Origin of the sequence: uncultured Cedecea sp. (assembly GCF_947498825.1) — a bacterium.
Taxonomy (GTDB): Bacteria; Pseudomonadota; Gammaproteobacteria; order Enterobacterales; family Enterobacteriaceae; genus JGM124.
In genome coordinates this window covers 1-15,296 of sequence record NZ_CANMLV010000005.1, presented here as the reverse complement: position 1 = coordinate 15,296, position 15,296 = coordinate 1, and the positions used below count along the sequence as shown (strand labels likewise).

General features: G+C 48.1%; 13 protein-coding genes and 3 tRNA genes. 14 read left to right on the top strand and 2 right to left on the bottom strand.

Annotation, left to right across the window (positions count from 1 at the left end; genetic code table 11):
* Positions 1–69: 69 nt before the first annotated feature.
* Positions 70–1,122 carry a small ribosomal subunit biogenesis GTPase RsgA gene (gene rsgA / locus Q1A40_RS07610; protein WP_299998952.1) on the bottom strand — a complete coding sequence of 351 codons (1,053 nt, stop codon included), beginning with the start codon at positions 1,120–1,122 and terminating at the stop codon, positions 70–72.
* A 112-nt stretch (positions 1,123–1,234) separates the two neighbouring features.
* Between rsgA and orn the strand changes: the two genes are divergently transcribed.
* The 4 genes from orn (at position 1,235) to Q1A40_RS07590 (ending at position 2,275) form a co-directional block, all read left to right on the top strand.
* Entirely contained in the window at positions 1,235–1,777 is a 543-nt protein-coding gene (gene orn / locus Q1A40_RS07605; protein WP_299998950.1) for an oligoribonuclease, read from the top strand.
* A gap of 196 nt (positions 1,778–1,973) precedes the next feature.
* A tRNA-Gly gene (locus tag Q1A40_RS07600) sits at positions 1,974–2,049 on the top strand.
* 37 nt (positions 2,050–2,086) lie between these two features.
* Positions 2,087–2,162: transfer RNA gene (locus tag Q1A40_RS07595), tRNA-Gly, on the top strand.
* 37 nt (positions 2,163–2,199) lie between these two features.
* Positions 2,200–2,275: transfer RNA gene (locus tag Q1A40_RS07590), tRNA-Gly, on the top strand.
* A gap of 284 nt (positions 2,276–2,559) precedes the next feature.
* Here the strand turns inward: Q1A40_RS07590 and queG are convergent.
* Positions 2,560–3,699, bottom strand: a complete 1,140-nt coding sequence (gene queG, locus Q1A40_RS07585; RefSeq protein WP_299998948.1) for a tRNA epoxyqueuosine(34) reductase QueG — start codon at positions 3,697–3,699, stop codon at positions 2,560–2,562.
* Here queG and nnr point away from each other — a divergent pair.
* The 10 genes from nnr to Q1A40_RS07535 form a co-directional block, all read left to right on the top strand.
* On the top strand, positions 3,698–5,209 hold the full coding sequence (gene nnr / locus Q1A40_RS07580; protein WP_299998947.1) for a bifunctional ADP-dependent NAD(P)H-hydrate dehydratase/NAD(P)H-hydrate epimerase: 1,512 nt from the start codon (positions 3,698–3,700) through the stop codon (positions 5,207–5,209). The two genes, queG and nnr, sit on opposite strands and share 2 nt — an antisense overlap.
* Positions 5,210–5,213: 4 nt before the next feature.
* Positions 5,214–5,675 (top strand): tRNA (adenosine(37)-N6)-threonylcarbamoyltransferase complex ATPase subunit type 1 TsaE, encoded by a 462-nt coding sequence (gene tsaE / locus Q1A40_RS07575; protein ID WP_299998945.1) that lies wholly within the window; start codon positions 5,214–5,216, stop codon positions 5,673–5,675.
* 13 nt (positions 5,676–5,688) lie between these two features.
* Positions 5,689–6,972 (top strand): N-acetylmuramoyl-L-alanine amidase AmiB, encoded by a 1,284-nt coding sequence (gene amiB, locus Q1A40_RS07570; RefSeq protein ID WP_299998943.1) that lies wholly within the window; start codon positions 5,689–5,691, stop codon positions 6,970–6,972.
* A 33-nt stretch (positions 6,973–7,005) separates the two neighbouring features.
* Positions 7,006–8,862 carry a DNA mismatch repair endonuclease MutL gene (mutL, locus tag Q1A40_RS07565; RefSeq protein ID WP_299998941.1) on the top strand — a complete coding sequence of 619 codons (1,857 nt, stop codon included), beginning with the start codon at positions 7,006–7,008 and terminating at the stop codon, positions 8,860–8,862.
* On the top strand, positions 8,855–9,802 hold the full coding sequence (gene miaA / locus Q1A40_RS07560; protein ID WP_299998940.1) for a tRNA (adenosine(37)-N6)-dimethylallyltransferase MiaA: 948 nt from the start codon (positions 8,855–8,857) through the stop codon (positions 9,800–9,802). The genes mutL and miaA overlap by 8 nt, the downstream gene beginning before the upstream one ends.
* Positions 9,803–9,902: 100 nt before the next feature.
* Positions 9,903–10,214, top strand: a complete 312-nt coding sequence (hfq, locus tag Q1A40_RS07555; protein WP_299998939.1) for an RNA chaperone Hfq — start codon at positions 9,903–9,905, stop codon at positions 10,212–10,214.
* Between the two features lie 74 nt (positions 10,215–10,288).
* Positions 10,289–11,572, top strand: a complete 1,284-nt coding sequence (gene hflX / locus Q1A40_RS07550; protein ID WP_299998937.1) for a ribosome rescue GTPase HflX — start codon at positions 10,289–10,291, stop codon at positions 11,570–11,572.
* A gap of 82 nt (positions 11,573–11,654) precedes the next feature.
* A complete protein-coding gene (gene hflK / locus Q1A40_RS07545) occupies positions 11,655–12,908 on the top strand; it encodes an FtsH protease activity modulator HflK (RefSeq protein WP_299998935.1) in 1,254 nt (417 codons plus the stop codon).
* A 2-nt stretch (positions 12,909–12,910) separates the two neighbouring features.
* Complete coding sequence (gene hflC / locus Q1A40_RS07540; protein WP_299998933.1) at positions 12,911–13,918, top strand: protease modulator HflC; 1,008 nt, start codon at positions 12,911–12,913, stop codon at positions 13,916–13,918.
* A 509-nt stretch (positions 13,919–14,427) separates the two neighbouring features.
* On the top strand, positions 14,428–15,296 hold an 869-nt coding region (locus Q1A40_RS07535; RefSeq protein ID WP_299998931.1), incomplete at its 3' end, for a hypothetical protein.

The following is a 15,296-nucleotide window of genomic DNA, read 5'->3' as shown; positions in this document are numbered from 1 at the left end:
GTTATAGCCAAATCGCCTGCGTGCTTTGCTTTCGCAAACCTGGAAGCGACTTAAATTATCCAGAGAATTTCAGTCCTTACTATCAGAAAGGCCTTTACGTGTTTTTACTTCAGCCATGCTTTCCAGAATTCGGTGATAATTTACAAAGCGTGTTTCAGCAATATCACCGCGTTCAACCGCCTCACGTAACGCGCAACCAGGATCATTGTCATGAGTACAATCACGAAATTTGCAATGACCTAAATAGTCTCGAAATTCGACAAAACCTTGGGTGATTTGTTCCGGGGCAAGATGCCATAAACCGAATTCACGTACGCCAGGGGAGTCAATAACATCACCACCGCCTGGAAAATGATAGAGTCTTGATGCGGTAGTCGTATGTTGCCCGAGGCCTGAGTTATCAGAAACATCGTTGACCAGAATCTGATTTTCTAGACCCAGCAGAGTATTCAGTAAGCTGGATTTACCAACCCCAGACTGGCCTGCGAAAATACTGATGCGCCCAATTAACTCCTGTTCCAGTGCTTTTAAGCCTTCCGCCCGATAGCTGGAAACCATTAATACGCGGTAGCCGATTTTGCGATAGATATCCATCTGTTCATCGACCCATGCTCGCCCCTCATCATCCAGCAGATCGGTCTTATTCAGGACCAATAGCGGTTCAACGTCAAGGGTTTCACAGGCAACCAAATAGCGATCGATAATATTTAAAGACAGTTCCGGCAAAATAGCCGATACGATGATGATTTGGTCAATGTTGGCTGCAATAGGTTTCACACCGTCGTAGAAATCTGGACGGGTGAGTACTGAAGTCCGGGTATGGACGGCTTCAACAATGCCTTTCTTTGAACGTTGCTCCACACTTTCTTTCGCAGGACGCCAGACCACTTTATCGCCCGTCACCAGAGAACGGATGGTACGTCGAATATTACAGCGATGAACCGAACCATCTGCAGATTCAACATCGGCATGCTGTCCAAAACGACTGATTACCGTTCCTTCACGCCCTTCATCAAACTGGGCATCATCAGTATCGTGTTTCTCCACGGTTTTGACTAAACGGCGTTCATGGTTTGCATTTACCCGCCGTTGCTGGCCTTTGGAGAGTTTATTTTTGCTCAAGCGTACTCACTCCTGGTCGCCCATTATGGGCAAAAGCACTATGATACACACAATCTCACTTGAATTAACCCACCGTCATCTCAGGGTGGCCCACTGAAAGAAGGAAAATAGCATGAGTGGCAATGAAAACAATCTGATTTGGATTGATTTAGAAATGACCGGTCTTAATCCTGAACATGATCGTATTATTGAGATAGCCACCCTGGTAACGGATGCCAATCTGAATATTCTGGCTGAAGGCCCGGTCATTGCCGTACATCAGTCTGATGCGCAGCTCGGGCTGATGGATGAGTGGAATGTGCGTACTCACACCAATAGCGGTTTAGTCGCCCGTGTAAAGGCCAGTACACTTGATGATAGGGCTGCCGAGCAAGAAACTCTGGCATTTCTCAAAAAGTGGGTACCCGCTAACACTTCGCCAATTTGCGGTAACAGTATCGGCCAGGATCGCCGTTTCCTGTTCAAGTATATGCCTGAGCTGGAAGCCTATTTCCACTATCGCTACCTGGATGTCAGCACATTAAAAGAACTGGCTCGTCGCTGGAAACCAGAAATACTGCCAGGTTTCAAAAAACAGGGAACCCACCAGGCGATGGATGATATTCGGGAGTCAGTAGCCGAACTGGCTTACTACCGTGAGCATTTCATCAAGTAAGTTACAATAGCAGATTAAAAGTACGTGGGGCGACGAGGTAGCGGCGATTAAACGATCGATTTGTCGGTTAAATCATCAATTTGAAAAAATTATCGAAAAAAGTCGTTCAAGGGCTTGCGGCAAAAACGAATTCTCGTATAATGCGCCTCCCGTACCGATACAGAATTTGATAACCAAAATCTGTAAAGATACCAGAGCGGGAATAGCTCAGTTGGTAGAGCACGACCTTGCCAAGGTCGGGGTCGCGAGTTCGAGTCTCGTTTCCCGCTCCAAAATTTGATTAGCGTTTGATACCATGCACCACCCTAAGCGGGAATAGCTCAGTTGGTAGAGCACGACCTTGCCAAGGTCGGGGTCGCGAGTTCGAGTCTCGTTTCCCGCTCCAAAATTTGATTGGCGCTTGACGCCATGCACCACCCTAAGCGGGAATAGCTCAGTTGGTAGAGCACGACCTTGCCAAGGTCGGGGTCGCGAGTTCGAGTCTCGTTTCCCGCTCCAAAATTTTTCCAATAAATGATAACCATCTTCAGTAATGGCTTACCAAACAGGTAACGCTAACTGATTGGATATTGTTCGTTATTTTTTCTGCACACAGATTTATCCACAGGGAGTTACCGTTCTGTAACTTTCACAACAAAACCCATAACATTTGCAGATCAAGTGTAACTCATTGATTTAATTTATTTTAATTGAAAATTAAATTATTCGATAAGTATTTACGGATTTTGTATGTCAGTTGATTAACTGGAACTTTTAAATGTTATTCACATGCTGTGGACATGTCAGGCATCGCGCGGTAATCCTTTCTCAATCACTCTTACCAGACGCTGTTTCTGCGGCAACTGTACTTCGATATTTTGTTCTTTACGTCGCTGTAACTGCTGCTCAATGGCCCATTCAATATGTTCGTCAAGCATTGGGTGCTCACCCTGGCGCTGCCTGAGTGCGTTCAAATTCGCTTCATTCCAGGGGGCGTTACCGAGTGCAACAGCAATATTTCTTAACCAGCGTAAATGCCCTATCCGGCGAATAGCTGAACCTTCTGTGATGCGCAAGAAGTGCGCTTCGCTCCAGGCAAACAGCTCTGTTAGCGGCGGAGAGTGTAAAGCTTGCCGGGGACTAAAATCATCTTCCTCACTCAGTTGTGAAAAACGATTCCACGGACAGATTAACTGGCAATCGTCACAGCCATAGATGCGATTACCAATCAGAGGACGAAACTCTTCCGGAATAGCGCCTTCAAGCTCAATGGTTAAATAAGAGATACAGCGCCTGGCATCTACGGTATAAGGCTCAACGATAGCACCGGTGGGGCAGATTTTTATACAGGCGACACAGCGGCCACACTCTTCTTTCACCGGGCTGTCAACTGGGAGTGGAATATCAACTAACAACTCCCCCAGAAAAAAGAATGAACCTGCCTCACGGTTTAAAATCAGTGAGTGTTTACCTGTCCAGCCGAGTCCGGCTTTTTCAGCCAGTGGACGTTCTAATATCGGCGCGGAATCAACAAAAGGTCTAAAATTCAGCGTGGTGCATTGTTCCTGGATTTTTTCACCGAGTTTTTTCAGTCGTTGACGCAACACTTTATGATAGTCACGCCCCAGAGCATAACGACTGACGTAACCTAACTGAGGATTTTTAAGCGTTGAGGCAAATGCAGCGTGAGTGGGCAGATAGTTCATACGCACACTGATAACTCTGAGCGTGCCGGGTTGCAATTCGTGTGGGCGGGCGCGCATCATACCATGGCGTGCCATCCAGTCCATTTCACCATGGTATTGTTTATCCAGCCAGGCCTGTAATTTAGGTTCACTGGCAGAAAGGTCGGTATCGGTAATACCCACCTGCTGGAAGCCCAGCTCGATGCCCCATTGTTTAATTAATTGAGCTAACTGATTGTAATTGAGGGGGTGTGACATGGCAGGCCATCATTTTAAAAAGTACGCGAAAAGTATACCACATTTAGTTTGGCCGGCATCGGCGTTACGAGACACGGAAAAGCAGGCCGCGGATAGCGTAGGGGTAACGTTATATGAACTGATGCAACGTGCCGGGCAGGCTGCATTTGACGTCAGTTGCCATCATTATCCGGATGCCCGTCATTGGCTGATTCTCTGCGGAGCGGGAAACAATGGCGGTGACGGCTATGTCGTCGCCCGTCTGTGCCATGCGGCCGGGATTCGGGTAACACTTCTGGCGCAAGAAAGCAGTAAACCACTCCCAGAGGAAGCGAATCTGGCTCGTCAGGCTTGGTTTGATGTGGGAGGGATTTCCCTGCCTTGGCAGGCTCCCTGGCCGGAGTCGATTGATTTAGTTATTGATGGTTTGTCGGGGATTGGTCTGACGGATGCCCCGCGTGACGATATGGCGAGTTTGATTGCGCTGATTAACGCGCATCCGGCCCCCGTTATTGCGCTGGATATCCCCTCAGGATTATTAGCGGAAACAGGGGCGACACCAGGGGCGGTAGTTGAAGCCACGCATTGTGTAACCTTTATCGCGCTGAAACCCGGCTTGTTGACCGGAAAAGCACGTGATGTGGTGGGGCAGCTACATTATGCCGGATTAGGTCTGAGTTCTTGGTTACAGCAACATCCTCCCTCAATAATGCGTTTTGATAGCCAGAATCTTACTGACTGGCTAAAGCCGAGACGGCCTACGTCACATAAAGGGGATAATGGGCGACTGGTGATTATTGGTGGTGATAGTGGCACTGCAGGCGCTATTCGTTTAACCGGGGAAGCTTCGGTCCGAAGTGGGGCTGGACTGGTTCGTGTGCTGACTCGCGCCGAAAATATCACACCTTTACTGACTGCCAGGCCGGAGTTGATGGTCCATGAATTAACTCCTGAGTCACTGGAGGATGCGTTAGCCTGGGCAGATGTTATTGCGATAGGCCCCGGACTTGGCCAGCAGCAATGGGGAAGGGATGCATTAGAAAGGGTTAAAGAAAGTGATAAACCGATGTTATGGGATGCTGATGCGCTTAACCTTCTGGCAATCAGTCCTGATAAGCGTCAAAATCGTATTATCACTCCCCATCCGGGTGAAGCGGCCAGGCTCCTTCAGTGTAGCGTTTCGCAAATTGAGCGTGACCGTCTGCTGTCAGCGCGTGAGTTAGTTAAACAATATGGCGGCGTTGTTGTATTAAAAGGGGCCGGAACCATTGTGGCCAGCGAGCATGATTTAGCGATTATTGATGTAGGCAATGCTGGCATGGGAAGTGGGGGAATGGGCGATGTTTTGTCTGGCGTCATTGCAGCCTTACTGGCCCAGCAATTGACGCTATTTGATGCAGCCAGTGCGGGCTGCGTTGCCCATGGCAGTGCCGCAGATGTTATTGCTGAGCAAACCGGAATGCGTGGTATGTTAGCCAGTGACCTTTTTTCGAAACTTTATCTATTTATTAACCCAGACTTGAATACCTGAAGCCATGATAAATCACAGTTTTGAATTACCTGACGAAGCGTCAACATTAGCGCTGGGTGCACGCCTGGCTACCGCCTGCGAAGGCACAACAGTTATCTATCTTTATGGTGATTTGGGAGCCGGAAAAACCACCTTTAGTCGGGGTTTTTTACAGGCATTGGGCCACAAAGGGAATGTTAAAAGCCCGACCTATACGCTGGTTGAACCTTATCAGCTGGATAACGTACAGGTATACCATTTTGACCTCTATCGTCTGGCTGACCCTGAAGAATTAGAATTTATGGGTATCCGCGACTATTTTTCCAATGAAGCTATCTGTTTGGTGGAGTGGCCGCAACAAGGTGCCGGAGTACTGCCTGAGCCGGATATAGAACTGCATCTCAGTTATCAGGATCAAGGACGTGAAGCATCGATTAACGCCGTTTCTGCATTGGGTAAGCAGTTACTCGCCAGGCTAGCTGAATAGCAAGGAGAAAGGGATGATCTCTCGTGTTAAAAACGGATTAATCGCCGTTCTTTTATTGATATGTGCCTTACCGGGGCTGGCGGCAACCTTGTCTGATATTCAGGTTTCCAATGGTGATAACCAGGCGCGAATTACTTTCAGTTTTCTCGGTGAACCAGAATATACCTTTACACAAGAAGGTAAGAAAAGAGTGATACTGGATATTAAACAAACCGGTATCATTCAAGGGCTACCTCTGACATTCAGCGGTGCTAACCTGGTAAACAGTATTCGCTCCGGGCAAGCTAAAGACGATCAGACGATACGTTTGATTGTAGATTTAACCAAAGCCGGTAAAGCGCGTGCGGTGAAACAGAAGCAGGGTGCGAGTGATCTGGTGATTTTCACTATTGATGCGGATGTTGTCCCTCCTCCTGTCGTGACGCCTGCGGCACCAGTAACCGCTTCGCGTAGCAGTGAACCTGCACGTAATCCGTTTCACCCTCAGAAGGTGACCGGGGCGACAAGTACGCAAATCCCAACTCCAGCACCAGAACCGCCACGCAATAGAACGCCTAATACTGTCGTTATCGCGATTGATGCCGGACACGGTGGCCAGGATCCTGGGGCGATTGGTCCGGGCGGAAGTCATGAAAAAAATATCACACTCTCGATTGCGCATAAATTAAAGGCGCTCTTGAATGCCGACCCGATGTTTGAGGGAGTGATGACCCGTAACGGAGACTATTTTATTTCCGTGATGGGGCGTTCTGATGTTGCCCGTAAGCAAAATGCTAACTTATTGGTTTCCATCCATGCAGATGCGGCACCGAACCGAGAAGCCAGAGGGGCATCGGTTTGGGTATTGTCCAACCGTCGGGCGAACAGTGAAATGGCGGGCTGGCTGGAACAGCATGAAAAACAGTCCGAATTATTAGGCGGTGCGGGTGATGTACTCGCCAATAATCAGGCGGACCCCTATCTTAGTCAGGCTGTCCTTGACCTGCAGTTCGGTCATTCACAGCGTGTGGGCTATGATGTTGCGGTAAAAGTGCTTTCGAAAATGCAGCAAGTCGGTACCTTGCATAAACGTCGTCCTGAACATGCAAGTCTTGGTGTATTACGCTCGCCGGATATTCCTTCACTATTGATTGAGACGGGGTTTATTAGTAATACCGCGGAAGAGAAACGTCTGAACAGTGACAGTTATCAGCAACAAATCGCTCAGGCTATTTATGAAGGGCTGCGTGCCTACTTTATTGATAATCCTTTGCAAGCGGCTCCTGGCGGACAAACCCGCGCGGTTTCAAGACAATAAAGCGCGTCATAACGATAAACTAAAGGAGAGGTTATGCCAATTCAGGTATTACCACCGCAACTGGCGAACCAGATAGCAGCGGGCGAAGTAGTTGAACGCCCGGCGTCGGTCGTGAAAGAGTTAGTGGAAAACAGTATTGATGCCGGTGCGACACGTATCGATATTGATATTGAGCGCGGCGGCGCGAAGCTAATTCGTATTCGTGATAATGGTTGCGGTATTAAACAGGAAGAGTTGGCATTAGCCTTGGCCAGACATGCGACCAGTAAAATCGCATCTCTGGATGATTTGGAAGCTATCATCAGCCTTGGATTTCGTGGTGAAGCTTTAGCCAGTATCAGTTCCGTATCACGTTTGATTTTGACATCCCGTACCGCAGAGCAAAACGAAGCCTGGCAAGCCTATGCTGAAGGCCGCGACCAGGATGTGACGGTGAAACCTGCCGCTCACCCTGTTGGTACTACGCTTGAAGTATTAGATCTGTTTTATAACACTCCGGCGCGTCGCAAATTTATGCGCACGGAAAAAACGGAATTTAACCATATTGATGAGATTGTCAGGCGTATTGCCCTTGCTCGCTTTGATGTCACCATTAATCTCAGTCATAACGGCAAAACGGTGCGCCAGTATCGTGCTGTTCAGGAAGGAGCAGGACGTGAGCGTCGGCTCGCTGCGATTTGCGGTAATCCCTTTCTGGAGCATGCACTCGAGATTGAGTGGCAGCATGGCGATTTAGCCATGCGAGGCTGGGTGGTTGAACCTGCGGCATCGACCAGTGCATTAGCCGAAATTCAGTATTGCTATGTGAATGGCCGAATGATGCGCGATCGTTTGATTAATCATGCTATTCGCCAGGCTTATGAGGAGCAACTGGGCGTTGACCAGCAACCGGCTTTTGTCCTTTATCTGGAAGTCGATCCGCATCAAGTTGATGTCAACGTACACCCGGCGAAGCATGAAGTGCGTTTTCATCAGTCGCGTTTAGTGCATGATTTTATCTATCAGGGGGTACTGAGCGTACTGCAACAGCAAAAAGAGTCTGCACAACTCTCTGTAGAAGGCATCACACCTGCCAGCACCGCCCGTCCGCCAGAGAATCGCCAGGCAGCAGGACGTAATCAATTTGCTACTCCGCCGGTAACCCGAAGCGTTCCGGAGCCTGCGCCGCGTGGTGTATCGTCTGCCGGACGCAGTGGCACAGCACCGCTGTGGCCCCACGCAACACCGGGTTATCAGAAACAGCAAGGCGCGTTATATCAGCAGTTACTTTCGACGCCTGATACGACACCTGTCCCCCCTGCGCGGGCTGAAGAGCCTGCGGCGCTTGACGGACATTTGCATAGTTTTGGTCGCGTACTGACAGTTCTGCCACCCGATATGGCATTGTTGGAACGTAATGGTAAGCTGGCTTTATTATCATTGGGCGTTGCCGAACGCTGGCTTAAACAAGCTCAGTTATTGCCTGCGGGAGAAAACTTACGTGCTCAGCCATTACTGATACCACTGCGGATAAAAGTGGTGCAGGAAGAACATGATATTTTGGTTAAATATCAGTCGATTTTACTGAGTATGGGCATCGAACTGGATATCGAAGCTCAGCAGATAACCATTCGTGCCGTACCTTTACCTTTGCGTAAACAAAATTTACAAATCTTGATTCATGAACTGACAAGATACTTAACACAACAGTCAGCGGTGACGCCTGACCACCTTGCGACCTATATTGCACGCCATCTGGCCTGTGAATATGAGCAATGGAGTCAGTCTCAGGCAATTACCTTACTGGCGGAGGTTGAACGACTTTGCCCGCAATTGGTGAAGTCTCCTCCCGGCGGTTTATTGCAACCGGTTGACTTACAATTGGCGATGAACGCCCTGAAACATGACTGAACTGAATAAAAATCTACCACAGGCTATTTTTTTGATGGGGCCGACGGCCTCAGGTAAAACGGCACTGGCAATTAATTTGCGTAAAACATTGCCTGTAGAGTTGATCAGCGTTGATTCCGCCCTCATTTATCGAGGAATGGATATCGGGACCGCCAAACCGACAGCAGAAGAGCAGGCACTGGCTCCTCATCGGTTATTGGATATTTTGGACCCGGCGGAATCCTATTCTGCTGCTGATTTTCGACGTGATGCCCTGGCGGAAATGGCAGAGATTACCGCGGCAGGAAGGATCCCACTGCTGGTAGGCGGGACAATGCTTTATTTTAAGGCGTTATTGGAAGGGTTATCACCTTTGCCATCAGCGTCCCCTGAGGTAAGAGCTGAAATAGAGCGACAAGCAGCAGAGCATGGATGGGAGTCATTACATGAGCGGCTTAAGTCCATTGATCCGGTAGCGGCGGCCAGGATTCATCCAAATGATCCGCAAAGACTTTCCCGGGCACTGGAAGTTTTTTTCATTTCAGGTAAAACTTTAACAGAGCTGACGCAAACGTCGGGAGAGGCTTTGCCGTACCAAGTGCATCAGTTTGCTATCGCACCGGCTAAGCGTGAATTGCTCCATCAACGGATTGAACAGCGTTTTCATCAGATGTTGGCTTCAGATTTTGAAGCAGAAGTACGGGCTCTTTTTGCCCGCGGGGATTTACATCCTGATATGCCTTCGATTCGTTGTGTCGGCTATCGGCAGATGTGGTCTTATTTGAACGGTGAAATTTCGCACGACGATATGGTCTATAAAGGGATTTGTGCAACGCGGCAACTGGCAAAGCGCCAGTTAACTTGGCTGCGTGGATGGGAAGAGGTACATGAGCTGGACAGCGATCTCCCTGAACAGGCCTACCAAAACGTATTACAGGTTGTTAGTGCTAAGCATGAATGACAGTGTACAATTGATATGTCGACGTGCGCGAGTTTTACGCAGTTTTTCTGAGCAAATTGCTCTTGAGTGACAAACAACAAACATATAAGGAAAAGATAGAATGGCAAAGGGGCAATCTTTACAAGATCCGTTCTTGAACGCGCTGCGTCGGGAACGTGTTCCAGTTTCTATTTATTTGGTGAATGGTATCAAGCTGCAAGGACAAATTGAGTCTTTTGATCAATTCGTGATCCTGTTGAAAAACACAGTCAGTCAGATGGTCTATAAGCACGCTATTTCTACCGTGGTACCGTCTCGTCCGGTTTCACACCACAGTAATAATGCGGGAACAGGAACACCTGGTAGTTACCATCAAGGTGCAGGTTCGCAGTCAGGTTCTGCAACGCAACAAGATAGCGACGACGCTGAATAATATTGCGTGTTGTTTCCAGACTGGGGAACCAGTTTTACTGCGTTCCCCACTGGTATTTTTGAGAGGTTATACGTTTGTTTGACCGTTACGATGCTGGTGAACAGGCTGTACTGGTACACATCTATTTTACGCAAGACAAAGACATGGAAGACCTGGTTGAGTTTGAATCCTTGGTCTCTTCTGCCGGCGTTGAAGCGCTCCAGGTTGTGACGGGTACTCGCAAAGCTCCACACCCCAAGTATTTTGTTGGTGAAGGTAAGGCAATTGAGATTGCCGAAGCAGTGAAAGCCACAGGAGCATCAGTGGTGCTGTTTGATCATGCGTTGTCTCCCGCTCAGGAGCGCAACCTTGAAGCACTCTGCGAATGTCGGGTCATCGATCGTACAGGATTAATTTTAGATATTTTTGCCCAACGTGCACGTACCCATGAAGGCAAATTGCAGGTTGAACTGGCCCAGTTACGCCATTTGGCAACGCGTTTAGTTCGAGGCTGGACTCACCTTGAACGCCAGAAAGGTGGTATTGGTTTGCGTGGCCCGGGTGAAACCCAACTTGAGACTGACCGTCGGTTACTGCGTAACCGTATTACGCTGATTCTCTCGCGCTTAGAACGAGTTGAAAAACAACGCGAGCAGGGAAGGCGTTCCCGCGCAAAAGCTGATGTGCCAACAGTCTCTCTGGTAGGTTATACCAATGCCGGTAAATCTACCCTCTTTAACCGAATTACCGCGGCTGAGGTATATGCTGCGGATCAGTTATTTGCCACTCTTGACCCTACACTGCGTCGCATTGACGTTGCAGATGTAGGCGAAACCGTGCTGGCAGATACTGTCGGTTTTATTCGCCATCTACCGCATGATTTGGTAGCAGCGTTTAAGGCCACCTTGCAGGAGACACGTCAGGCAACGTTGTTGTTACACGTGATCGATGCGGCCGATTTTCGGCTTCAGGAAAACATTGCAGCAGTTGATACCGTACTGGAAGAAATTGAAGCGAATGAGATCCCAACGCTGTTGGTCATGAATAAAATTGATGCATTGGACGATTTTGCGCCGCGCATCGATCGTAATGATGAGAATTTGCCTATTCGGGTCTGGCTTTCAGCTCAGACCGGGGTTGGTGTCCCACTGCTTTTTCAGGCTTTGACAGAACGTCTGTCTGGTGAAATTGCGCAGCATGAGCTGCGTTTACCTCCTAAGGCCGGGCGACTTCGGAGTCGTTTATATCAGCTTCAGGCAATAGAAAAAGAGTGGACAGAAGAGGATGGTTTCGTTGGGCTGGATATTCGCCTGCCTGTCGTAGACTGGAATCGTCTCTGTAAACAAGAACCGACATTAACAGACTATATCGTTAATTAGTCACGCTGTCGGGTCACCCTTATCCTGAAGACTATTTCCCCATTGAGGGGATATCACCGCACAACAATTATGGAGCATAAACATGGCGTGGAATCAGCCCGGTAATAACGGACAGGACCGCGACCCGTGGGGAAGCAGCAAGCCTGGCGGCGACTCTGGGGGAAACAAAGGAGGTCGTGATAAAGGACCACCTGATTTGGATGATATCTTCCGCAAACTGAGTAGTAAGCTCAATGGGCTTGGTAAAGGTGGAAAAAGCGGTGGGACCGGTGGCGGCTCATCACAAGAACCTAATAAGCCGGTGAGTGGACGTCTGCTCGGGATAGCTGTTGTAGCTATTGTTATTCTGTGGGCCGCAACCGGTTTTTATACTATCAAAGAAGCCGAACGTGGTGTCGTGACTCGTTTTGGTAAATTCAGCCATTTGGTTGGACCCGGTTTGAACTGGAAACCGACCTTTATTGATAGCGTAAGACCTGTCAACGTCGAAGCGGTACGTGAACTGGCGGCGTCGGGTGTCATGCTGACCTCTGACGAAAACGTGGTGCGTGTCGAAATGAACGTACAGTATCGTATTACCGACCCTGAGCATTATTTGTATAGTGTGACCAGTGCCGATGATAGCTTACGTCAGGCAACAGATAGCGCATTACGCGGCGTTATCGGTAAATACACCATGGACAAGATCCTGACTGAGGGACGTACGATCATTCGTAACGATACTCAGCGTGAAATTGAAGAGACTGTGCGTCCATATAACATGGGTATTACCTTACTGGACGTGAACTTCCAGGCTGCTCGTCCGCCTGAAGAAGTTAAAGCTGCATTCGATGATGCGATTGCCGCTCGTGAAAACGAACAGCAGTATATCCGTGAAGCAGAAGCTTATACCAACGAAGTTCAGCCACGTGCTAACGGTAAAGCTCAGCGTATTCTGGAAGAAGCCCGTGCCTATAAAGCACAGACGGTTCTGGAAGCACAGGGTGAAGTTGCTCGATTCGCAAAACTGTTGCCAGAGTATAAAGCTGCTCCGGCGATTACCCGTGAGCGTCTGTATATCGAAGCCATGGAAAAAGTGCTGAGCAATACCCGTAAAGTACTGGTTAACGATAAAGGCAACAGCCTGATGGTTCTGCCACTTGACCAAATGTTGAAAGGAGGAGGCACTCAGACTCCTGCTGCGAACACCGGAAGCAGCACGGCAGAGAGTTTACTGCGTCTGCCGCCAGCATCGACATCAAATACCAGCACTCGTGCCAGCACGACTTCACAAACCCGGAGTAGCGACATTATGGATCAGCGTCGCGCCAATGCACAGCGCGTAGGGAGTGAATAACGATGCGTAAGTCTATAATTGCACTGATTGTCGTCGTGCTATTTGTACTCTTTACTTCGGTATTCGTGGTACATGAAGGTGAACGCGGTATTACTTTACGTTTTGGTAAAGTGGTCCGTGATGACGAAAATAAACCTCTGGTATACGCCCCGGGTCTGCACTTTAAGATCCCATTCATCGAGTCAGTTAAAACGCTTGATGCCCGTATCCAGACTATGGACAACCAGGCCGATCGCTTTGTCACCAAAGAGAAAAAAGACCTGATTGTCGACTCTTACATCAAATGGCGTATCAGCGACTTTAGCCGTTACTACCTTGCTACCGGTGGTGGCGATGTTTCTCAGGCAGAAGTGCTGCTGAAACGTAAGTTCAGTGACCGTCTGCGTTCTGAAATTGGTCGCCTGGATGTTAAAGACATCGTGACTGACTCCCGTGGTCGTCTGACCCTCGACGTTCGTGATGCGCTGAACTCAGGTTCTGCTGGTACTGACGACGAAGTAGCAACACCTGCTGCCGACGATGCCATTGCCTCTGCCGCCGCTCGTGTGATGAAAGAAACTAACGGAAAAATTCCGGTAGTTAATCCGAACAGTATGGCTGCGCTGGGAATTGAAGTTGTCGATGTGCGTATTAAGCAAATCAACCTGCCGACTGAAGTGTCCGAGGCTATCTACAACCGTATGCGCGCTGAGCGTGAAGCGGTAGCCCGTCGCCACCGTTCACAAGGTCAGGAAGAGGCTGAAAAGCTGCGCGCAGCGGCTGACTATGAAGTGACGCGTACGCTGGCAGAAGCCGAGCGTGAAGGTCGTATCACGCGCGGTGAAGGTGATGCCGAAGTGGCTAAGCTCTTTGCTGAAACCTTCAGTCAGGATCCGGACTTCTATTCTTTAGTCCGTAGTCTGCGTGCTTACGAAAATAGCTTCAAGTCGAATCAAGACGTGATGGTTATGAGCCCGGACGATGACTTCTTCCGTCATATGAAGTCACCGGAAAAAAGTGCCAGTCACTGATTCGCAATAACATCAATACCAAGGGCCGGGAAACCGGCCCTGAGAGTAATGACAAACCTTAAGCCATCTCTGAATAAACAGAGATCGCCGAATAAAAAACAAGGAAAATCAATTTATTGATTTTCGCCTGCTAACCACAAAGAAGGAAAAACCACGTTTTTTCCTTCTTTGTCAGCAGTCTGAGGGCCGGGAAACCGGCTCTTTTTTTTGCCTGTCAGAAAGCGGTCAGATCCTGTTTTGGTCATCAGTTAACTTAGCGATATAATAAAAAATCACTATGTATTATATAGTGTGCGAATAATATAAATCATTCTTCCACCAGTGTATTTTACGCTCATCAATAGTCCGGATAATAATAAAAATTAAAGTCGTAAAATATAATAAATAAACGTGATCTTAGGTAAAATATTATTATCTGAGGATCCTGTTATTGTCGTGCAAGATTTCAGGTGAAAATTAAATATTCAGATGATTATATAAAATGGAATTTAGCCACTTAAGGATAAAAAATGGAAAATAGATTTCCAGGTAGTTTCACGCGGGTGAATAGTGAGATGGCTTTAACTTGCATGCCCAATTTTGATGGCCCGGAGCCTGGGTTTTGTTTAATGCATTATGTGGATAAAATAACACCGGATGTGAGTGTTATGCAGCATGTATCTGATGCGCAAAACAGAAGGATGGAGAACCCGAGGCCACCTCAAGGCATACAGATCTCTCAAAAAGAGTTTAACAAGGGGAGAATTACATTAAATAAAAATGCAGAACGTTTAAAAATATTCACTCCATCTGTTTCTGATAATAAAAATGATCTAAAAAAACGCCTGGCCCAGGCGCAAGAATTATTAAATAAGGCACTGGCGGAACAATGTGCGGCGAAGAAAGATACAGCACAAAAAATTTCTATAGCCAGTGAAAAAGAAAAATATTTTATTAAAAAATATGCTTATAACGCAATCAAGCAGCAGTGCCCTACCGTTAAAGCGCAAATTGCAGATGGCGATATCGTTTATAAGACTATCGCCCAAAGTCATTATCAGTGGCAGGAGTGGGTTGATTTTAGAACGAAATTAATCCAGAAAGAAAATGCAATAAAGCATTTGGATGACATTAATTTGAAAGTTAATGATCTCCGAAAACATATTGATAAAATCTCTCTCGAAATTAAAAAGATCGATGCTAAATCATCCGCATCAGTCCCAAAGCCTACTGTAATCGCTGCGGCTCCGGCGGTAAAGCCTGCCGCTAACGCACAGGCACCCGCGGCCAAACCTGCAGCAAAGCCTGCGGCGAAAGCCTCTGCTCCGGCGGTAAAGCCTGCCGCTAACGCACAGGCACCCGCGGCCAAACCTGCAGCAAAGCCTGCGGCGAAAGCCTC

What these genes read in the sequence shown, in the direction of transcription:
- orn (WP_299998950.1), top strand. Translation starts at nt 1,235, where the DNA reads ATGAGTGGCAATGAAAACAATCTGATTTGGATTGATTTAGAAATGACC.
- nnr (WP_299998947.1), top strand. Translation starts at nt 3,698, where the DNA reads ATGGCAGGCCATCATTTTAAAAAGTACGCGAAAAGTATACCACATTTA.
- queG (WP_299998948.1), bottom strand. Translation starts at nt 3,699, where the DNA reads ATGTCACACCCCCTCAATTACAATCAGTTAGCTCAATTAATTAAACAA.
- tsaE (WP_299998945.1), top strand. Translation starts at nt 5,214, where the DNA reads ATGATAAATCACAGTTTTGAATTACCTGACGAAGCGTCAACATTAGCG.
- amiB (WP_299998943.1), top strand. Translation starts at nt 5,689, where the DNA reads ATGATCTCTCGTGTTAAAAACGGATTAATCGCCGTTCTTTTATTGATA.
- mutL (WP_299998941.1), top strand. Translation starts at nt 7,006, where the DNA reads ATGCCAATTCAGGTATTACCACCGCAACTGGCGAACCAGATAGCAGCG.
- miaA (WP_299998940.1), top strand. Translation starts at nt 8,855, where the DNA reads ATGACTGAACTGAATAAAAATCTACCACAGGCTATTTTTTTGATGGGG.
- hfq (WP_299998939.1), top strand. Translation starts at nt 9,903, where the DNA reads ATGGCAAAGGGGCAATCTTTACAAGATCCGTTCTTGAACGCGCTGCGT.
- hflK (WP_299998935.1), top strand. Translation starts at nt 11,655, where the DNA reads ATGGCGTGGAATCAGCCCGGTAATAACGGACAGGACCGCGACCCGTGG.
- hflC (WP_299998933.1), top strand. Translation starts at nt 12,911, where the DNA reads ATGCGTAAGTCTATAATTGCACTGATTGTCGTCGTGCTATTTGTACTC.